The sequence below is a fragment of the Reyranella sp. genome (genome assembly GCF_017305915.1).
Taxonomy (GTDB): Bacteria; Pseudomonadota; Alphaproteobacteria; order Reyranellales; family Reyranellaceae; genus Reyranella.
Window position 1 is genome coordinate 85,335 of the sequence record NZ_JAFKJN010000019.1, and the last position, 19,445, is coordinate 104,779.

General features: G+C 67.0%; 20 protein-coding genes. 12 read left to right on the top strand and 8 right to left on the bottom strand.

The window, feature by feature from the left end; translation table 11 throughout:
* Nucleotides 1-20: 20 nt before the first annotated feature.
* Nucleotides 21-905: an alpha/beta hydrolase gene (locus J0J01_RS19505; RefSeq protein WP_296383611.1), complete on the top strand. Its 885-nt coding sequence runs from the start codon at nucleotides 21-23 to the stop codon at nucleotides 903-905.
* A 44-nt stretch (nucleotides 906-949) separates the two neighbouring features.
* Here the strand turns inward: J0J01_RS19505 and rpoH are convergent, their stop codons facing one another.
* Together rpoH and J0J01_RS19515 are read right to left on the bottom strand one after the other, a co-directional pair.
* Nucleotides 950-1,882, bottom strand: a complete 933-nt coding sequence (gene rpoH / locus J0J01_RS19510) for an RNA polymerase sigma factor RpoH (RefSeq protein WP_296383612.1) — start codon at nucleotides 1,880-1,882, stop codon at nucleotides 950-952.
* Between the two features lie 130 nt (nucleotides 1,883-2,012).
* Nucleotides 2,013-2,978 carry an RluA family pseudouridine synthase gene (locus tag J0J01_RS19515; RefSeq protein ID WP_296383614.1) on the bottom strand — a complete coding sequence of 322 codons (966 nt, stop codon included), beginning with the start codon at nucleotides 2,976-2,978 and terminating at the stop codon, nucleotides 2,013-2,015.
* Between the two features lie 10 nt (nucleotides 2,979-2,988).
* Here J0J01_RS19515 and J0J01_RS19520 point away from each other — a divergent pair, with 10 nt between their 5' ends.
* The 4 genes from J0J01_RS19520 to J0J01_RS19535 all read left to right on the top strand — a co-directional run bounded on the left by J0J01_RS19520 (nucleotide 2,989) and on the right by J0J01_RS19535 (nucleotide 7,357).
* Entirely contained in the window at nucleotides 2,989-3,330 is a 342-nt protein-coding gene (locus J0J01_RS19520; RefSeq protein ID WP_296383616.1) for a DUF6476 family protein, read from the top strand.
* A gap of 10 nt (nucleotides 3,331-3,340) precedes the next feature.
* Nucleotides 3,341-4,387: a low specificity L-threonine aldolase gene (locus J0J01_RS19525; protein ID WP_296383617.1), complete on the top strand. Its 1,047-nt coding sequence runs from the start codon at nucleotides 3,341-3,343 to the stop codon at nucleotides 4,385-4,387.
* A gap of 71 nt (nucleotides 4,388-4,458) precedes the next feature.
* A complete protein-coding gene (locus tag J0J01_RS19530; protein WP_296383618.1) occupies nucleotides 4,459-5,025 on the top strand; it encodes a hypothetical protein in 567 nt (188 codons plus the stop codon).
* 31 nt (nucleotides 5,026-5,056) lie between these two features.
* Entirely contained in the window at nucleotides 5,057-7,357 is a 2,301-nt protein-coding gene (locus J0J01_RS19535) for a molybdopterin-dependent oxidoreductase (protein WP_296383620.1), read from the top strand.
* A gap of 26 nt (nucleotides 7,358-7,383) precedes the next feature.
* Here the strand turns inward: J0J01_RS19535 and J0J01_RS19540 are convergent, their stop codons facing one another.
* From J0J01_RS19540 to J0J01_RS19550, 3 genes are all read right to left on the bottom strand, one after another.
* A complete protein-coding gene (locus J0J01_RS19540; RefSeq protein ID WP_296383621.1) occupies nucleotides 7,384-7,809 on the bottom strand; it encodes a hypothetical protein in 426 nt (141 codons plus the stop codon).
* A 120-nt stretch (nucleotides 7,810-7,929) separates the two neighbouring features.
* Nucleotides 7,930-8,058 (bottom strand): hypothetical protein, encoded by a 129-nt coding sequence (locus J0J01_RS19545; RefSeq protein WP_296383623.1) that lies wholly within the window; start codon nucleotides 8,056-8,058, stop codon nucleotides 7,930-7,932.
* Nucleotides 8,059-8,301: 243 nt separating this feature from the next.
* Complete coding sequence (locus J0J01_RS19550) at nucleotides 8,302-9,522, bottom strand: ABC transporter substrate-binding protein (RefSeq protein ID WP_296383624.1); 1,221 nt, start codon at nucleotides 9,520-9,522, stop codon at nucleotides 8,302-8,304.
* A 212-nt stretch (nucleotides 9,523-9,734) separates the two neighbouring features.
* Here J0J01_RS19550 and J0J01_RS19555 point away from each other — a divergent pair, with 212 nt between their 5' ends.
* Nucleotides 9,735-10,202: a DUF3828 domain-containing protein gene (locus J0J01_RS19555; RefSeq protein WP_296383627.1), complete on the top strand. Its 468-nt coding sequence runs from the start codon at nucleotides 9,735-9,737 to the stop codon at nucleotides 10,200-10,202.
* On the opposite strand, the gene J0J01_RS19560 is transcribed toward J0J01_RS19555, so the two are convergent.
* A complete protein-coding gene (locus J0J01_RS19560; RefSeq protein ID WP_296383629.1) occupies nucleotides 10,199-12,304 on the bottom strand; it encodes an adenylate/guanylate cyclase domain-containing protein in 2,106 nt (701 codons plus the stop codon). The genes J0J01_RS19555 and J0J01_RS19560 overlap by 4 nt on opposite strands.
* A 56-nt stretch (nucleotides 12,305-12,360) precedes the next feature.
* Between J0J01_RS19560 and guaD the strand changes: the two genes are divergently transcribed.
* Both guaD and J0J01_RS19570 read left to right on the top strand, forming a co-directional pair.
* Entirely contained in the window at nucleotides 12,361-13,731 is a 1,371-nt protein-coding gene (gene guaD / locus J0J01_RS19565) for a guanine deaminase (RefSeq protein WP_296383631.1), read from the top strand.
* Between the two features lie 4 nt (nucleotides 13,732-13,735).
* A complete protein-coding gene (locus J0J01_RS19570; RefSeq protein ID WP_296383633.1) occupies nucleotides 13,736-14,491 on the top strand; it encodes a hypothetical protein in 756 nt (251 codons plus the stop codon).
* A 190-nt stretch (nucleotides 14,492-14,681) separates the two neighbouring features.
* Here the strand turns inward: J0J01_RS19570 and J0J01_RS19575 are convergent, their stop codons facing one another.
* A complete protein-coding gene (locus J0J01_RS19575; RefSeq protein ID WP_296383635.1) occupies nucleotides 14,682-14,822 on the bottom strand; it encodes a Flp family type IVb pilin in 141 nt (46 codons plus the stop codon).
* A 437-nt stretch (nucleotides 14,823-15,259) separates the two neighbouring features.
* On the opposite strand from J0J01_RS19575, the gene J0J01_RS19580 reads away from it, so the two are divergent.
* From J0J01_RS19580 to J0J01_RS19590, 3 genes are all read left to right on the top strand, one after another.
* Entirely contained in the window at nucleotides 15,260-15,922 is a 663-nt protein-coding gene (locus J0J01_RS19580; RefSeq protein ID WP_296383637.1) for a response regulator transcription factor, read from the top strand.
* On the top strand, nucleotides 15,898-17,214 hold the full coding sequence (locus J0J01_RS19585) for an ATP-binding protein (RefSeq protein WP_296383639.1): 1,317 nt from the start codon (nucleotides 15,898-15,900) through the stop codon (nucleotides 17,212-17,214). The genes J0J01_RS19580 and J0J01_RS19585 overlap by 25 nt, the downstream gene beginning before the upstream one ends.
* A 121-nt stretch (nucleotides 17,215-17,335) precedes the next feature.
* Nucleotides 17,336-17,545 (top strand): hypothetical protein, encoded by a 210-nt coding sequence (locus J0J01_RS19590; protein WP_296383641.1) that lies wholly within the window; start codon nucleotides 17,336-17,338, stop codon nucleotides 17,543-17,545.
* Nucleotides 17,546-17,560: 15 nt separating this feature from the next.
* On the opposite strand, the gene J0J01_RS19595 is transcribed toward J0J01_RS19590, so the two are convergent.
* A complete protein-coding gene (locus tag J0J01_RS19595; protein WP_296383643.1) occupies nucleotides 17,561-18,364 on the bottom strand; it encodes a class II aldolase/adducin family protein in 804 nt (267 codons plus the stop codon).
* A 63-nt stretch (nucleotides 18,365-18,427) separates the two neighbouring features.
* Between J0J01_RS19595 and J0J01_RS19600 the strand changes: the two genes are divergently transcribed.
* A complete protein-coding gene (locus J0J01_RS19600) occupies nucleotides 18,428-19,432 on the top strand; it encodes a methyltransferase (RefSeq protein WP_296383645.1) in 1,005 nt (334 codons plus the stop codon).
* The last annotated feature ends 13 nt before the right edge of the window (nucleotides 19,433-19,445 follow it).

The following is a 19,445-nucleotide window of genomic DNA, read 5'->3' on the forward strand; positions in this document are numbered from 1 at the left end:
ACCTTTGCTAGCCTGCGCCCATGACCGCCATCAAGCACAGCGTCGTCGAGACCCGCGGCTTCCGCGCCCACGTTGCCGAGGCCGGCAGCGGGCCGACGCTCCTGCTCCTGCATGGCTGGCCGGAGTTCTGGGCGACGTGGGAGCCGATGTTCGAGCGCCTCGCCGACCGCTATCGCCTGATCGCGCCCGACTTCCGCGGCTTCGGTGAAAGCGGCAACCCGGACAAGGGCCGCACCGACCAGGCCGGTCCCGACGTGCTGGCCGACGACATCGCCGCGCTGATGACGGCACTGGGCATCGCGACGGCGGGCTTCGTCGGCCACGACGTCGGCGCCTACGTGATGCAGCGGCTGGCGATCAACCATCCGGACCGGGCCGCCGGCCTGTTCTTCTTCAATTGCGGCACACACGGCGTCGGTGCGCGCTGGCGCGACCCGCGGCAGATCAACGAGATCTGGTACCAGACCTTCCACCAGATGCCGTTCGCTTCCGAACTCGTGGGCGCCAACCGCGATGCCTGCCGTGCCTACTTCCGGCATTTCCTGACGCACTGGTCGTACGCCAAGGACGCCTTCGACGGCGTGCTCGAGCGTTGGGTCGACAACTTCCTGCGGCCGGGCAACCTGCAAGGCGGCTTCAACTGGTACGTCTCGCAGAATGCCGGCCGGCTCGCCGTGATGGCCGGCACGGCGCCGAAGCCACCCAGGATCAGGCAGCCCGCCCGCGTCTTCTGGGGTCGCCACGATCCAGTGCTGCGCAGCGACTGGATCGAGTTCGTGCCCGACTACTTCGAGGATGTGGAGGCGAGCATCGCCGAGGACGCCGGCCACTTCGTCCACTACGAGACGCCGGACCCGGCTGCCGCCGAGATCGATCGATTCTTTCGCCGCATCGGCTACAAATGAGAAGGCCCCTCGCTTGCGCGAGGGGCCCCGTCAACTGCGCCAACTCAGGTCCGGGCGGCGTGCGCCTCGGCTTTCTTGGCCGATTCGGCGGCTGCGTCGACGACCATGTTCTTCATCGCCTTCTGCAGCTTGTCGAAGGCGCGCACCTCGATCTGGCGCACGCGCTCGCGGCTGATGCCGTACTTGGCCGACAGGTCCTCGAGCGTCTTGGGCTCGTCGACCAGGCGGCGCTCGACGATGATGTGGCGCTCGCGGTCGGACAGGCCCTTCAGCGCCTGCGCCAGCATGTGCTTGCGCTGGCCGAGCTCCTGGCTGTCGCCGAGACGGGCCTCCTGGTTGGGCGTGTCGTCGACCAGCCAGTCCTGCCATTCCATGTCGCCTTCGGCCTTCACGGCGGCGTTCAGCGAGCTGTCCGGCGCGGCGAGGCGGCGGTTCATGTTCACCACCTCCTCCTCGGGGACGCCGAGGCGGGTGGCGATCTTGCTGACCTGCTCGGGGCTGAGATCGCCCTCCTCGATCGCCTGCATCTGGCCCTTGAGCTTGCGCAGGTTGAAGAACAGCTTCTTCTGCGCCGCCGTGGTGCCCATCTTCACCAGCGACCAGCTGTGCAGGATGTATTCCTGGATCGAGGCGCGGATCCACCACATGGCATAGGTGGCCAGCCGGAAGCCGCGGTCCGGGTCGAACCGCTTGACGGCCTGCATCATGCCGACGTTGCCTTCGGAGATGAGCTCGGCCACCGGCAGGCCGTAGCCGCGATAGCCCATGGCGATCTTGGCGACCAGGCGCAGGTGCGAGGTCACGAGCTGATGGGCGGCCTTGGTGTCGCCGTGCTCGCGCCAAGCCTTGGCGAGCATGAATTCCTGCTGTGGCTCCAGGAGCGGAAACTTGCGGATCTCCGAGAGATACCGGCTGAGATTGCCCTCCGGCGACAGGGCCGACGGCAGGGCGGGAAGGTTTGCGGACGCTGCACTCATGGGGACTCCCCCTTTCTCACGGTAAACGGGCGTTTAGCACTCTCACCCGTCGACTGCTAATGCCCGACTCTAGAGGTCGGACGATCAGCGGGTCAAGTAAATCCGACTAATCCCCTCGGGTATTAGGGGATTACTTAACACCGTTCAGTTCAGCCACCAGCCTTGCCATGTCTTGCGGCAATTCTGAGGCGAAGGTCATCTCCCGTCCCGTCCTTGGGTGGCGGAACTCCAGGATGGCGGCGTGAAGTGCCTGCCTCCCGAATGATGTCAACGACCCCGGGCCGGTGCTGTTCCGACGCCGGCCGTAGACGGGGTCACCGACCACCGGGCAGCCGATATGGGCGAGATGGACCCTGACCTGATGGGTCCGCCCGGTATGGAGCTTGGCCCCCATCAGGCTCGCCACCGGCTGCAGGGGCGGCCCGAAGCGCTTTTCCAGCCAGTAGTCGGTGACCGCCCGCTTGCCGCTGGTCGTCCGGACGGCCATGCGCTTGCGATCGACCGGATGGCGGGCGATCGCGGCGTCGATCGTCCCCCGCTTCTCCTTGGGCGCCCCCCAGACCAGCGCCTGGTATATCCGGGTCAGGTCGTGGGCAGCAAACAGCTTGGACAGGGCGTGATGGGTGACGTCGTTCTTGGCGACCACCATGACCCCCGAAGTGTCCTTGTCGAGCCGGTGGACGATGCCCGGCCGGCGCACCCCACCGATGCCCGACAGGCTGTCGCCGCAGTGGGCGAGCAGGGCGTTGACCAGCGTGTTGTCGGGGTTTCCGGGGGCGGGATGGACGACCAGGCCCGCCGGTTTGTTGAGGACGAGGAGATCGTCATCTTCGTGCAAGATATCAAGGGCGATCGCCTGCGGCTCGGGCTCGGCCGGCTCGGGCGGCGGGATGTCGATAATGAAGCGCTCGCCGGTTTTGACCTTGCGGGAGGGCTCTTCTACTACTGTGCCCCCGTCGGCCAGCGAGACGCGGCGACTTTCGATCAGCGCCTTCACGCGGCTGCGCGTAAGGCTCGGCACGGCAGCCGCCAGCGCGCGGTCGAGCCGCTCGCCTCCGCTGTCGATGGTCACGATGTGGCGCTGCGCTTCGTTCATTGGAGTTGCTGTGGCGCCCCCGTCCTCTTCCCCGGCCTATGCCCCGCTCTGGCTGAAGGTGCTGGTGGTCGTGATGGGCCTACTGATCGTGGTGGGCTTCATTGTGGTGGCGGCCGAAATAGCGCGCCGCATGTCTAACGCCTCCACCAGCCCGGCGCCATCCACACCCGCCGCCTTCGCCCGGAACATCGCCCTGCCCTCGGGCGCCCAGGTCGTGTCGGTCAGCCCGGCCGGCGACCGCGTCGCCGTCCACGTCAAGGCGGCCGACGGCCGGTCCACCCTGTACATCGTCGATCCGCGCAACGGCGCCCTGCTCGGCACGGTCGACTTCCCGCCCGGCGCCGCGCGTTAGGATCGGTCTCATGAACTTCCGCAGCGACAACGAGGCCGGCGCCCATCCGGCGATCATCGAGGCCGTGTCCCGGGCCTTCCGCACCGGCCCCGTCCATTCCTACGGCGCCGACGAATGGACCCAGAAGGTCGAGCGCCGCCTGCGCGACATCTTCGAGAAGCCCGATCTCGTGGCCTATCCGGTGGCCGTCGGCACCGCGGCCAATGTCCTGGCGCTCGCCTGCTGCTCGCCGCCATGGGGCTCGATCTTCTGCCATCCCACCGCGCATATCGCGGCCGAGGAAACCAACGCCGCCGAGTTCTACACGGGCGCGCGCCTCGTCCGCGTCGACGGCGCGGCCGGCAAGATCGATCCCAAGGCGCTCGCCGAGGCGCTCGCCCAGCCGGTGTACGGCGTCGTGCATTTCTCGCAGCCCTCGGCGGTCAGCGTCACGCAGGCGACCGAGAACGGCACCGTCTATGCGCCGGAGGAGATCGCCGCCCTCTCGACCTCCGCCCGTCGCCACGGGCTGAAGATGCACATGGACGGCGCCCGTTTCGCGAATGCCCTGTCATTCGTGGGCTGCTCGCCCGCCGAGCTGACCTGGAAGGCCGGCATCGACGTGCTCAGCCTCGGCGCCACCAAGAACGGCGCCATGGGAGCCGAGGTCGTGATCTTCTTCGACCCGGCGCCCGCCAAGGAGTTCGAGTACCGCCGCAAGCGCGGCGGCCACCTCCTGTCCAAGATGCGCCTGCTGTCCTCGCAGCTCGACGCCTACTTCACCGACGGGCTGTGGCTCGACAACGCCCGCCACGCCAACCAGATGGCACGCCGGCTGGTGGCGGGACTGACGCCGATGCCCGGCACCTCCCTGCTCTATCCGGTCGAGGCCAACGAGATCTTCGTGGTGCTGCCGGCCAAGATCCACGACGCGCTGCAGGCAGGGCGCGCGCAGTATCATCCATGGCCGTCCGACCGGCCGGGCGAGCGGGCGTTCCGGCTGGTCACCGCCTTCGACACCGATCCCGCCGAGGTCGACAAGTTCCTTGCTATTGCCAAGGAATCCCTCGCTCGCTGATATCTCGCGCCGATGTGATGTGTGCTTTCTGGGATCTTAGCTCTAATCTTCGACCAACCCAGGAGGCTCTAATGCGCCTCTTCCCAAAGATTGCCGCGGTCCTGTCCGGATCGGTCGCGCTACCCGCCATAGCAATGGCCGCCACGATCGGCGGCAACTACTACTCGCCGCAGTACGACTACCGCGACTTCTTCGCCGCGACCGACGGCAAGCAGTTCCAGGTGGTGCTGGCGGGCAACGCTTTTCCTGGCGTGGACCCGGAGACTGTGGCGCGCTCGCTGTTGCCGGCGATGCAGGCGGCAAAGCCCAGGCCCGCCCTTACCTTCACCTATGCCAAGCCTTCCCCACCGCCTCACCCCTACTACCGGCTGGTGCTGGTGTTCGACCCTGCCAACGATCTCAACGCCTACCCAGTCTGCGCCGAGGGGGATTTGCGCTTCCGTCAGGGCAAACCGGGCATCTTCTATGTCTACGCGATCTACTGTCGGAACGACCAAGCGCTGTCGTACACGACGGCGTGGACGGCCGCGACCGGCCCGACCGATCCGCGCATCGAGCAACTGTTCCGCGAGCTGTTCATGGTCGTATTCCCCGACCAGTATAAGCGCTATGGACCGCTAGGCCGTCCGACACGGTGACTGCCGCCGGTGATTTAAGTACAAGGGTCGAATGACCCATCAGCGTACGCTTACCGCCGCCCATTGGGGCGTCTACGAGGTCGAATACGACGACAAGGGGCAGGCGGCGAAGCTGCATCCCTTCTCGAAGGACCCCGATCCCTCGCCGATCGGCCTGCACATGCTGTCCGACGAGGTGGCGCGGCTGCGCGTCCGCCGCCCCGCCTTCCGCAAGGGCTGGCTGGAGCACGGCCCCGGAGCGAACAGCGACAAAAGAGGACAGGAGCCGTTCGTCGAGCTGCCGTGGGACGAGGCGCTCGACCGGGTCGCGGCCGAGCTCAAGCGGGTGAAGGACAAGCACACCAACCGGGCGATCTTCGGCGGCTCCTACGGCTGGTCGAGCGCCGGCCGCTTCCATCACGCGCAGAGCCAGGTCCACCGCTTCCTGAATGCGATCGGCGGCTATGTCCGCCACATGGATTCCTACAGCCTGGGCGCGGCGCGTGTGCTGATGCCGCACGTCGTCGCCGGCATGGAAGATCTGATGTCCATGCACACGACGTGGGACGTGCTGGCCGAGCACTGCAAGCTGTTCGTCACCTTCGGCGGCGCGCCGCACAAGAACGCGCAGATCAATGCCGGCGGCGCGATGGTTCACCGGCTGAAGGACGGGCTCTACGGCATGCGCGCCAAGGGCGTGCGCTTCGTCAACGTCACGCCGACCGCCGAGGACCTCGACACCGGCGGCGACATCGAATGGCTGGCGATCCGGCCCAACACCGACGCCGCGATGATCCTGGCGCTATGCCACGTGCTGCTGACCGAGAACCTGCACAATCGCGAGTTCCTCGACCGCTGCACCGTCGGCTTCAACAAGTTCGCGCCCTATCTCGCCGACAAGACGCCGGAATGGGCGGAGAAGATCACCGGCATCCCGGCGCCGCGCATCGCCGCCCTCGCCCGCGAGATGGCGGCGACGCGCGCGACGGTGAACATCAACTGGTCGCTGCAGCGCAGCCATCACGGCGAGCAGCCGTTCTGGGCGCTGGTGACGCTCGCCTGCATGCTGGGCCAGATCGGCCTGCCCGGCGGCGGCTTCGGCGCCAGCTACGGGCCGACCAACATCATGGGCAGCGATGCCCCGCGCTTCTCCGGCCCAACACTGTCGCAGGGCACCAACGCGGTGCCGGACTTCATCCCGGTCGCCCGCTTCACCGACATGCTGCTCAATCCCGGGGCCAAGATCCCGTACAACGGGCAGGAGATCACCTATCCCGACATCCACCTGATCTATTGGGCGGGCGGCAATCCTTTCCACCATCACCAGGACCTCAACCGCCTGCGCGGCGCCTGGCGCAAGCCCGAGACCATCGTCTTCAACGAGCAGTTCTGGACGCCGGCCGCGAAGATGGCCGACATCGTGCTGCCCGCCACGACCGGTCTCGAGCGCGACGACATCGGCTACGCCCGCCGCGAGCCGTTCCTGATTGCCATGAAAAAGGCGCGCGATCCGATCGGCGAGGCGCGCGACGACTACTGGATTTTCTCCGAGATCACCCGCCGCCTCGGTGCCGGCGAGATCTACGGCGAAGGTCGCGACACGATGCAGTGGCTCCAGCACATGTACGCGGAGGCGCGCGAGAGGTCGGTCCGCGCCGGCGTCACCTTCCCCGCCTTCGAGGAATTCTGGGAAGCCGGCATCGTCGAGGCCAAGGGCGAGGACCGCGATCCGGTGATGCTGGCCCGCTTCCGCGCCGATCCTGCGGCCAACCCGCTCAAGACGCCGTCGGGCAAGATCGAGATCTTCTCCGAGAAGATCGCCTCGTTCGGCTACGACGACTGCCCCGGCCATCCGGTGTGGCTGGAGCCGATCGAATGGCTGGGCTCGAAGACGGCCGAGCGCTATCCTCTGCACATGCTGTCGGACCAGCCGACCGACAAGCTGCACAGCCAGCTCGACCACAGCCCGCATGCCAAGGCAACCAAGGTGAAGGGCCGCCAGCCGATCACGATGCACCCCGCCGACGCCGCCGCGCGCGGCCTCAAGGACGGCGACCTGGTGCGCGTGTTCAACGACCGCGGTGCCTGCCTCGCCGCGGCGCGGACGAACGACCGCATCCGCCGCGGCGTGGTGCGGCTGTCGACCGGCGCGTGGTTCGACCCGGAGGACTCGGGCTCAAACACGCCGCTGGAGAAGCACGGCAACCCCAATGCGCTCACCCTCGACATCGGCGCGTCCAAGCTCAGCCAGGGCTGCATCGCGCAGACCTGCCTGGTCGAGATCGAGCGCTTCGACGGGCCAGCGCCGGCAGTGACGGCGCATCAGCCACCCGAGATCGCGCCGCGCGCATAGGCCCGCTCCACAGGCTCCGTTAAAGGTCAGCGATGGCGATGGCCATGGCCATGGCCGCCGCCATGGAAGCCTCCATGGAATCCGTGATGGAAGCCTCCATGAAAGAACCCGCGATGGAAATGGCGGAACCCATTGCCGAAGATGCAGCATCCTCCGGCGAAGAAGGGCGGCCCGAAACCCCGGGAATCTGTCCAATAGTATTGGTAGGAATTCGGCGTGACGGAGATCACCTGTGCCGGCAGCGTGTAGACCTGGAGCGGTAAACCGGGCGTGTTCTGGGTGACCCGCCAGGAGCCGTCCGGCTGTCGACACAGCTGTCCGACCGCTTGCCGTTGCTGTCCATCGACAAGCACCGGCATGGTGAAGTTGCGACAGTTGGGCGAGGCTTGCGCCGGCACGGGTTGCGAAACGACCTCCGGCGCCGAAGCGTTGGCCGTGGACGGCGGCGTCACGCTTGCTGCAATCGTCGCAAGGGCTGCCGCGACCCTCAAAAAGGGAAACGCACCTGGACCTCCTGCTGTGAACTTTCCCCGTATGAGCCGGCTTCATTATGAAGTGTAGAGATCGGCAATTTAGAGCGGGACCGTATAGACTTGAGTGGGCAACCCCGGCGTCGTTTGCGTGATGCGCCAGCTGCCGTCCGGTTGACGGCAAGCCAGGACATCGGCTTGCTCCTGCACGCCGCCGACGGTGATGGGCATCTGATATTTGCGGCACTCCTGTGCTGGCTGCCGCGCACTCTCGACGCTCGAGCAGGCCGAACAACCCAGAAGTAGCAGCAGATCCAAGGAACGCATGGCGCCCGTCCTGCACCGTCGCACGTGGTGCGCTCGCCGACCTGGCGCCAGTCGTGTCACGGCGATTTGAAGACTGCGGGCGCTCCGGTGCACACCAGCCGCCGGCGAGCTTGCCGGCGGCTTTTCCTTCCGGTCAGAGACCGGAGATCAGGTGCTTTCGTTGTGCATCACGTCGCCGAACAGCTCCCAGGTCTCGCCCTTGAAGCGCGATAGCTGCACCGCCTGGACCGGATAGTAATCGGTCGGGCTGGTCGTGACGGCGATGCCCGGCAACAGGCCCGGCAGGCGAAGCTGGCGGTGGTTCGCCGCCTGCTTCATCAGGTTCTCGCGCGTCAGCACGTCCCCGCACTCCTTCAGGGTTATGTGCATCAGGGTCGCGACGCAGTAGGCATAGACGTAGCTGGCATCGGAAAGGTTGGCATCGGGCATGTTCTTGCCCATGAAGGCGCGCCATTCCTTCATGTCCGCCTCGTTGTCCCACTGGTGGTCGGTGGGATCCTTCAGCCAGGCGGCGGTGAGGACGCCCTGCACGTTCTCGAAGCCGGCCGGCTTCATGGTCGTGGCGACGCTGGCCGCCACGTTGTTCATGTACTGCGCGGGGGTCCACTGCAGATCGGCCGCCTTGCGCATGGCCTGGGCGGCGAACTTCGGGATCGACACGTTGTAGAAGACGTTCGCACCCGAATCCTTGAGCTGGATGATCTGCGAGTCCACGGTCGGATCGGTCACCTCGTAGGTGACGACCTTGACCATGCGGCCCGCCTCCTTGCCGAGCCCATCCTTCAGGCCGTTGAAGTAATCCTTGCCGTAGTCGTCGTTCTGGTACAGCACGCCGATCTTGGCGTCCTTGACGTTGCCCAGCATGTGCTTGGCGTAGATGATGCCCTCGGTGTGGTAGTCGGGCTGGAAGCCCATGGTCCAAGGGAAGTTCTTGGGATCGCCCCACTTCGACGCGCCCGTGGCGACGTAGAGCTGCGGCACCTTCTTTTGGTTCATGTATTTGTGGATCGCCGTATTGCACGGCGTGCCCAGCGTATTGAAGGTGCACAGCACCCGGTCCTCCTCGACCAGCTTGCGCACCATCTCGACCGTCTTTGGCGGCTGGTAGCCGTCGTCGTAGCTGATGAAGTTGATCTTGCGGCCGTTGATGCCGCCCGCTTCGTTGACCGACTTCCAGTAGGCCTGATGCAGCTTCCCGATCGTGCTGTAGGACGAAGCGGGCCCGCTGTAGGGGTTGGTGTGACCGATCCTGATCTCGGTATCGGTCGCTCCCATGTCGTACTTCTTTTCGCCAAACGCCACGCGATTCGTCGAAAGCGCAGTAGCGGCCGATATGCCGGCCAAGAAGGTACGCCTGTTGGTCTTCATGTGATGCTCCCTGTGTCGTCAGTTCACTCCATGCACTCTCCTCACGCTGAAAGGTGAAAACACGGACGACCCTCTCACCAAGAAGCTGGGACGCCCGAAACGGCATCGAACGTTAGCACCGCGGGGAGACCCGCGGGAGACCCGCCGAAGCAAGCGACGAAAACGGACGAACGTCGAGTGACATCCCGCTTGGCCCCCGCCTAGACTGGGACATGGGCAAACGTCTCCGGCGGCGCACCCTTGCTCTGGCGCTGCTCGCCGTGCCGATTGCAGCCAGGGCGCAGAGCAGCACCGCCCTCGATTTCCTGAAATCGATCTACGAGCCTTACAAGCAGGCTGGCTTCAAGGGGCAGCCATACTGGGAAACCGAGCGCTTTTTCGCGACCGAGCTCGCCCAGGCGATCCAGCGCGACCTCCAGGAGGCGAAGAAGCGCAAGGAGGTGCCGACGCTCGACGGCGATCCGTTCATCGACGCGCAGGCCTGGAGCATCGCCTCGATCGGCTATGCCGTCTCCACTGGCAGCATCGGCAGCCACGCTGCGGCGGTGGTCACCCTCACCAACTCGGGCCAGCCCAGGCAGCTCGCCGTATTCCTGATCCGGACACCCCGGGGCTGGCGGATCGACGACATCGTTGGCCGCGGCGGCTCCTCGCTGCGCGCGCTCTACAAGCTCCGCTAGCCGCCGGCCACCGGCTGGTGCGCCGCCTTGGCGACGTGGGCCAGCATATGGCGCGCGACCGGGTCGTTCGGGAATTCCGCCTGCACCGCCTCGTAGCGTCGCAGCGCCTCGACCGAATCGCCGTCCGCCATCGCCGACCAGGCGGCGGCCGTGAGCCGGCACAGCCGGGCATCGTCGGCGCCGGCGGCGAGCTCCGCATCGTTGCTGCCGGCGATGCCCAGCAGCTCGTGCACCAGGAACCGGCCGCTGCGACCGCGCACCGACGACAGCTCGATCGGCCGCGAGACGACCCGATCGCCGACCTGGGCGAGGACGGCGTCGCTGATGCAGATCGTGGTGCCGAACTGCTTGTTCAGGCCCTCGACGCGCGAGGCGATGTTCACGCCGTCGCCCATCACCGTGTAGCTCAGCCGCTGCGACGAGCCGACATTGCCGACCACGACGTCGCCGCAATGGATGCCGATCCGCACCCGCATCGGCTTGCGGCCGGCCGCCGCCCATTCCACGCCCAGCCGCGCCATGCGATGGCGCGCCCTGAGCGCCGCCCGGCAGGCATGGAAGGCATGGTCGTCGAGCGCGGCCGGGGCGCCCCAGAAGGCCATCACCGAATCGCCGATGAACTTGTCGATCGTGCCCTGCTCCTCGGCCACCGCCGCGGTGACGTTCTCGAAGTAGCACGAGGTCTGCTCGGTGAGCTCGGCGGGCGGAAGCTGCTCGGCCAGGGTGGTGAAGCCCTCGACGTCGCTGAACAGCACCGTCATGAAGCGCTGCTCGACCTCGGGCTGCAGGGGCTTGCCCGAATCGATCAGGCGGCGGACCAGACCGACCGGCACGAACACCGCAAACGAGCGCAGCGCGTTGTCGAGCAAGGCGGTGGCACGCTGGAGCTGGGCGATCTCGTGGATGCGCGAGCCTGTCGGCAGGCGCTCGGGGAACGACAGGCGGCGGATGCCCTGGATCGCCTCCGACACGACCTTGATCGGCCGCGACATGCGCCTGGCCAGGACGTAGATCAGCACGCCCTCGACGAGCGCCAGCGCCACCATCATCCACAGCAGCTCACGGTTGGTCTGCTTCAGGCCGCTGACGAAGTCGTCGGTCGGCGTCACGACCAGCACCTCCCAGTCCTTGCCGAAGTCGGACGGAAAGCCCGAGAACGCCGCGATGTACTCGTTGCCCCGGCTTTCGAAGATGAAGCGGTCGCGGCCCAGCCGCTGGCCGCGCCGCTGCACCGCCTCGACGACCTGAGGCTCGTCGAGCTGGGTCAGGTTCGTCACCCGGATGACGCCGCCGTCGTGGCGCACCCCTTCGGCCTCGATCGGATGGGCGATGACGTCGCCCATCTGGCGGGCGATCACGGTGATGCTGTTGCGGCTGGCCTTGTGGGTGTCCAGGAACCGTGACATCGCGGTGAGGGTGATGTTGGCCGAGGCGACACCGACGAACTTGCCGCCGATGTGGATTGGGTAGCCGAGCGAGATGATGGGATAGCCGGTGTCGGGATTGATCGTCGGATCGGCGACGCCGAGCCCGTTGTTCGCCTGGGCCATGCGATACTGGGTGAGCGTTCGGACGTCGAGGTCGGACTCCGCATCGTAGCCGCCGATCGGCTGCGGCCAGGTCTCGAAGAAGGTGCGGTGGCGCTGGCGCGGCACGACGTCGAACGGATCGACCCAGCTCGAATGCCAGTTGGCGCGCGGCGGAATGCGCGGATCGCTGCGCCGGCGATCGGCGTCGATGCGCGTCACGACGCGGTGGTAGCCGTCCTCGAAGCTGACATAGAGCGCGTCGATCTGGTTGGCCGAGACCAGCGCCTGGTAGAGGACGTTGCGGCTCTCCTCGCTACGGAAGAAGGCGGGCTGCGCACCGGCCATCCCGGCGACCAGCCGCAAGGTGGCGCCGACCGGCTCGAGGAAGTTCGTGGTCATGATGATCGCCTCGTCGCGCGCCCGGTCGATGAAGCGGTTGGACAGGTTGTGCAGATTGCGGGCGTTCTCCCGGTAGCTGAACGCGATCACCAGCCCGAGCGACGGCAGGATCAGCAGCACGAAGAGCATCGTGATGCTGAGCTGCAGACTGATTTCCCGCCGCCCGCCGGACATGCCCGATTTGACGCCAAAGTGGCAGACCCGCCAAGGCCAATGATAGCCTCGACGGCATGACGACCCTTGGTATTCGCGGCGCGTTCTTCGATTTCGTCGACGATCCCTGGAAGCATGTCGGCCGCGAGCAGGAGGCCGCGCGCTTCCATGCCGACGGGCTGATGGTAATCGAGGACGGCCGGATCGTCGATTTCGGCGCCTACGACAATATCGCGCCCCGCCATCGCGCGCTCGAGGTCACGCCGATCGCCGACCGGCTGATCCTGCCGGGCTTCATCGACGGCCATATCCACTTCCCGCAAACCCGCGTGGTCGGCGCGTTCGGCGAGCAACTGCTGTCGTGGCTGCAGGTCTGGGTGTTCCCCGAGGAGCTGAAATACAAGGATCGCGCCTATGCCGCAGACGCGGCGCGTCGGTTCTTCGACAACCTACTCGCCGCCGGCACCACGACCTGCCAGGCCTTCACCACGAGCGCAGCCGAATCGGCCGAGTGCCTGTTCGACGAGGCGGCACGGCGCAACATGCGGCTGATCTCCGGGCTGACCGGCATCGACCGCTACGTGCCGGCGGACTATGCCAACACGCCGGAAGAGTTCTACCGCGAGAGCAAGCGACTGATCGGGCGCTACCACCGTCAAGGCCGCAGCCTCTACGCCGTCACGCCGCGCTATGCGCTCGGCTCCTCCCGGGCGCTGCTGGAAGCCTGCCAGAGGCTAAAGAGCGAGCACCCGGACTGCTGGGTCAACACGCACATCTCCGAGACGCGCGACGAGATCGCCGCGGTACAGGTCGAGTTCACCGATTGTGCGGACTATCTCGGCGTCTACGAGAAGTACGGGCTGGTCGGGCCGCGCTTCACCGGCGGCCACGGCATCTGGCTGACGGAGGACGAGTTCGGCCGCTTCTCGCGCAGCGGCGCGGCGATCGTGTTCTGTCCCTGCTCCAACCTCTTCCTGGGCAGCGGCCTGTTCCGGATCGGCCGTGCCACCGACCCGCGCTCGCGCGTGCGGCTCGCCTGGGGCAGCGACGTCGGCGCGGGCAACCGCTTCTCCCTGCTCGGCGCGCTCGACGAAGGCTACAAGATCGGCATGTGCAACAACGCGGCGGTGACCGACGCGGCCGAGGCCGAGCGCAACAAGATCTCGCCCTATCGCGGCTTCTGGTCGATCACCCTGGGCGGCGCCGAGGCGCTCTACCTCGACGAATGGGTCGGCAACTTCGAGCCCGGCAAGGAGGCCGACTTCGTCGCGCTGGACTGGACGGCCGGTCCGTCGGCCCTCGCCTGGCGCCAGTCGCTGGTCGGTGACCGGCCGCGCACCGTCGAGCAGGCGGCCGACCTGCTGTTCGGCCTCATGATGGTGTCGGACGACCGCTCCGTCGACGAGACCTGGGTGATGGGCAAGCGGCTTTACAAGAAGGGGGAGTAACCAGATGCCCGTGACATACCTCAGCACCGACGAGGCGATCGCCCGGCCCGGCCTGCGCATGGTCGTGGTCGGCAACGTGCCGAGCCCGTGGGGCGAGGCCGCCAAAGGCATTTTCCATATCAAGGACCTCGACTGGATCGGCGTGCGGCTGGCCTACGACGACGATGCGCAGCGCCAATGGGCCGGCCAGCGCAGCGGCCCGATCGCGATTTATGACAAGGAGCCGCCGCGCGCCGGCTGGGCGGAGATCCTGCTGCTCGCCGAGCGGCTGGCGCCCGAGCCCGCCCTCGTGCCGGCCGATGCCGCGGAGCGCGCGACGATGTTCGGCCTGGCGCACGAGATCTGCGGCCAGGAAGGCCTCGGCTGGACGCGCCGTCTGCAGCTCATCCGGGCCGGCGGCTTCGGCCCGCGCGCCGGCCAGTATCTCGCGCGCAAGTACGGCTACAGCCCGGCCACCGGCGCTGCTGCCGCGGCGCGAGTCGCGGCCTTGTTGCGCATGCTGGCGATGCGGCTCGAAGCGCAGCGCCGGTCGGGTAGCCCCTACTATCTCGGCGCGGCCCCCACGGCCGTCGACGTCTACAGCGCGACCTGCATGGCGCTGTTCCGGCCGCTGCCGCCGGAGCACTGCCCGATGGACGAGGCTTTGCGGGACGCCTTCTCGATGCCTGAGCCGGCGATCGATGCCGCGCTCGATCCGATCCTGATCGAGCACCGCGACATGATGTATGCCCGGCACCTCGAGCTGCCTTTGTCCCTCTAAGGCGACTTATCCACAGAAGCGCGGACGGGGGGTGGCGGGAGCGGGCCGGGCCGAGGCCGCTGGCGTCAACCGGGCGATGTCGAGGGCGCCAACCGTGGAAGATCGGCGCCCTCGTCCCTCGCGGGAAGGTCGGTTGCAGAGTTCCTCCCAGAAGGACTTCCGCTCAGGTGCCGTCCGCTACCTACCGACGCTACTTCATCGTGCTCGCAACGTTGCTCAGCACCGCGTTGACCTTGGTGCCGACGCTGCCCATCGCGGTGATAGCGGCGACGGCGATCAGCGACGCGATCAGGGTGTATTCGATCGCGGTGGCACCCTCTTTGGCTTTCATCAGACGACGGAAAATCGACAGCATGGGTATCTCCAAATCAAATGGCTTTCAGAGAAATCGCCGATGTCTGGTTTTCTCGGCGGCCACGCCCGCAATTGACGCAGCGACCCTCCACTACGCCCGTCGAATTAGGAGGTGCTTAGCGAGGGGGCCGAAGGAGCGCGCGAAAGCGTATCCAATGTAGCCTCGGCTCGGCGATGGCCGCGCTAAGTCTACGCTAAGGACCGGGGCGTATTGCTGGGCGGATGGGCACCCCCAAGGCCGTGTCTCCAGCATCGCCTCGCTCCAAAAATTCACACCTGCTGCGGCAGTGTTGGCAACATTAGCCGCAGTTGCATTGGCGACATCTGCTTGCGCGCGGGTCCGATCCGAATAGGTTCTGCAACGGGTCGGCGTGGCCAGTCATGCAGTCGCTGCCGTTCGGCAGCAGGTCAAAGATGCGCGTGCTCCTGATCGAAGACGATGGAATGCTCGGTACGGCGTTGAGCCAGGCCTTGCGCGACGCGTCGCACGCCGTCGACTGGGTGCGGACAATCGAGGATGGCCTGGCGGCGGCGGAGTTGCACAGCTACGGCGCCCTGCTGCTCGACCTCAGCGTCAGCGGCGAGTCGGGCCTCGACCTCCTGCGCAGGCTGCGGGCGCGCGGCGACCAGGTTCCGGTCCTGATCATCACCGCCAGTCACGCGGTCGAGCAGCGCATCGCCGGCCTCGACCAGGGAGCCGACGACTACATCCTGAAGCCGTTCGACATGGACGAGCTGCAAGCGCGCATGCGCGCCGTCGTGCGCCGCAAGGCCGGCACGGCCGATCCGATCCTGACCAACGGCGATCTGTCGCTCGACCCCGCCGCGCACGAAGCAAGCGTTGGCGGCAAGGCGATCGTCCTGTCGCCGCGCGAGTTCTCGCTGCTGCACGCCCTGATGATCGAGCCGGGGGTCATCCTGTCGCGCAAGATGCTCGAGGAGCGCATCTACGGCTGGAACGAAGAGGTCGAAAGCAACGCCGTCGAATTCCTGATCCACGCCGTCCGCCGCAAGCTCGGGGCGCGGATCATCAAGAACGTCCGGGGGATGGGATGGATAGTGCCAAGACGCGGCTGACCGATTCGCTGCAGATCCGCCTGTCCCTGGCCGCGTCGGCCGTGATCCTGCTCCTGGCGGCCGTTGCCGGAACGGTGTCCTTCATCGCGGCAAATCGCGACGCCTCCGAGATCCAGGACCAGCAGCTGCAGATCGTATCGCACACCTTCGGCTTGCACGGTGTGCCGCTGCCCACCCAGCCGCAGACCGAGTACCGCCCGCCCAATATCGTGGCCGAGCCGCTGGGCGCCGGCGACGGATGGCTTCTCCGCCTGCCTGCAGACCTGCCCGACGGCCTTCACACGATCAGCGTGAACGGCGAGCCCTGGCGCGTCTTCGTGCGGACGCCCAAGATTTCCCGCCCCCGCTTCGCTGTCGCCCAGCGGACGCAGTTCGTCGCGCAAATCGCCCGCGACACGGTCATGTCGACCGCCATTCCGCTGCTCGTCCTCGCTCCCGTGCTGTGCGGCCTCATCTACGGCCTCACCCAGCGCGCGCTGAAGCCGGTGACCGCCTTGTCGCAGAATCTGGATCGGCGAGAGCCGACCGATCTCAGCCTCGTGTCGGCGTCAGGGCTTCCGCGCGAGGTGCGGCCGATCGCGACCGCCGTGAACGGCATGATCGGCCGCGTCAGGAATACCCTCGAGGCGCAGCGTCGCTTCATTTCCGACGCGGCCCACGAGCTGCGCTCGCCGTTGGCCGTCCTGGCGCTGCAGGCGCAGAACCTCGAAGTCGCGCGGACGCCGCAGGAAATGGCGGAACGCCTCGTGCCCCTGCGACAGGGCCTCGCGCGCACCAGCTCCCTCCTCGAACAGCTGCTGGCGCTCGCCTATGCGCGCGCGCCCTCCGAGGCCGACAGGGAGTCGGTTCTCGTCGCCGATGCCCTGCGCTCCGTGATCGGCAAGCTGCTGCCGTTCGCCGAACGCAAGGGGATCGAATTCGACGTCCAGAACCTCATGCCGATGGCGGTCGCGGCGCGCGAGATCGATCTCGTGCTGATCCTGCGCAACGCGCTCGACAACGCGATCCGCTATTCGCCGGCCGGCACCCGCGTGCACGTGACGGCGTTCTCGACCCGTGCGGGCGTGCAGATAGAAGTGGCGGACCAGGGACCAGGCATCCCCGAAGCGGAGCGCGAGCGGATCCTCGAGCCGTTCATCCGGCTGAATGGCGGCAGCGAGAGCGGCAGCGGCCTCGGCTTGTCGATCGTGAAGGAAGTCGTGCAACGGCTCGGAGGATCGCTGGCATTGCGTGACGCGCGCCCCACGGCTCCGAAGGGCCTGCGCATGGTGTTCACGCTGCCGGCTGCATGAAGGCTGCAAGCCCTGGGAAATCGGTTTCCGCTAAGTGTCTCCTAAGCCCCGATCCGTTTAGATGCCGGCAACGTCGCTTCGCCGACGTCGGCCCATTCCCTGTTTTGCACCATCGGTGACCATGGCAGACGAAGACATGCCGCTCGAGGAGTCGCCCGCCGAGATGTTTCAACTCTCGGCCGACCGGCGGATGGTGGAGGTCACCCTGCCGCCGCTGTCGCTTCCCGGGATACCCAAACCGGTCGACATCTTCTTCGACTGGGATTTGGGCGTGGTCGAAGACATCCTGAGGCGCCTCATCGAGCTACGCTCGCGAATGGTCGGCGCCTGAACCGCCAAGGCTGAATTAGTGGCGCCAGCCCGTGTCGGTCTTGTCGAGCTTGCGGATCAAGGCGGCGAACTCGAGATCGCCGATGCCGACGCTTGATTCCATCTCGGAGAAACGGTCCATGTCGGCACCCGACTTGGCGGCGAGGTTGTCGCCCATGACGTTGAGCGTGCCGGCCGCCGCGGCATCGAGCTGAACCTGGCAGGCGCGCTCCAGGCGGTAGAGTCGCAGGAACGCCTCCGGCACCGAGCGACCGGTAGCGAGCAGGCCGTGGTTGCGCAGCATCATCGCCTGCGCCTCGCCGAGGTTCTCAAGCAGCCGGCCGCGCTCGTCTAGGTCGAGGCTCGGGCCCTCGTAGTCGTGGTAGGCGAGCTTGCCGGTGAACGCGGTCGAGACCATCGACACCGGCAGCAGCCCTTCCTGGATGGCGCAGACCGCCATGCCGGCGCGGGTGTGGGTGTGCATCACCACGCGATGGCGCGAGGCGTGCGCCATGTGCACCGCGGAGTGGATGACGAAGCCGGCGTAGTTCACCGGATGGGCCGAGTCGCCCATGATGTTGCCGTCGAGATCGATCTTCACCAGGTTCGAGGCGGTGACCTCGTCGTAGTTCAGCCCATAGGGATTGATCAGGAAGTGCGGCTTGTCGCCCGGCACCTTCGCCGTGAGATGGCCGTAGATCAGCTCGGTCCAGCCGAAATGGTCGACCAAGCGGTAGGCGGCGGCGAGCTGGCGGCGCAGCACCGATTCGCCCTGCTCCGGCGGCAGCGCATAGACGTCGATTCCGGTCAGCGGCTGGTCGGCGGCGATATGCATGTCCATGGGCAAATCCTCCGACTGCAAGCTTAAGGCGGCGCGCTATGCTGCCGCAACTGGAGGGACCGCATGGCGCAACAACCGAGACTCGACACGACACGGCTGCAGAAGATCGCCCAGGCCTATTGGGAGAGCGCCGCGCTGATGGCGGCGGTCGAGCTCGAGATCTTCACCGCGATCGCTCACGGCCACGACACCATCGCGGGCGTGGCGCGGGCGGCCGGCATCAGCGCGCGCAATGCCGAGCGCCTGCTGACGGCGCTGACCGCGATGACCCTGCTGGAGCGCGACGGCGAGCGCTTCGCCAACGCGCCCGACGTGCAGCGCTTCCTGGTCAAGGACGGCGAGCGTTATGCCGGGCCGTGGATCCTGTTCACCAAGCCGCGCTGGGAGGCCTTCGGCAAGCTCGGCGATCACCTGCGCCGCCAGCAGGAGAACCATCTCGGCCAGTACACCGAGTTCACGGTCGACGATGCCCGGCGCTACCACGCCGCCACCTACTCGATCGGCATGGGCGCGGCGCGGCTGTTCAGCCGCAGCGTCGACCTCTCCGGCCGCAAGCTGCTGCTCGATCTCGGCGGCGGCTCGGGCGCCTACTCGATCGTGGCGACCAGGACCTTCCCCGGCCTGAAGGCGGTCGTGCTCGACCTGCCGCCGGTCGCGGTGGTGGCCGCGGAGTACATCGCCGCCAACGACGCGGCCGATCGGGTGAGCACCTTGCCTGGCGACTTCACCAAGACCGCGTTCCCGCAAGGCGTCGACGTGGCGGTGATGGCGAGCAACCTGCCGCAATACGAGCCGGCGCTGATCCGCCTGGTCGTCGGCAAGGCCTTCGCTGCCCTGGTGCCGGGCGGCGAGATGCACCTGATCGGCGAGACCCTGCACGACGACCGGCGCGGCCCCCTGTCGGCGGCGCTGTGGGGCCTGAACGAGGCGATACAGGGCAGCACCGGCCTCGCCCACACCGAGGGCGAGGTCAAAGGCTACCTGCAGGGAGCAGGCTTTGCCGACGTCATCGTGCATCCGTTCGTGCCGGGCGTTCTGTCGCGCATAGCCGGCCGAAAGCCCGGCTAGCGGGGTTGCGCCG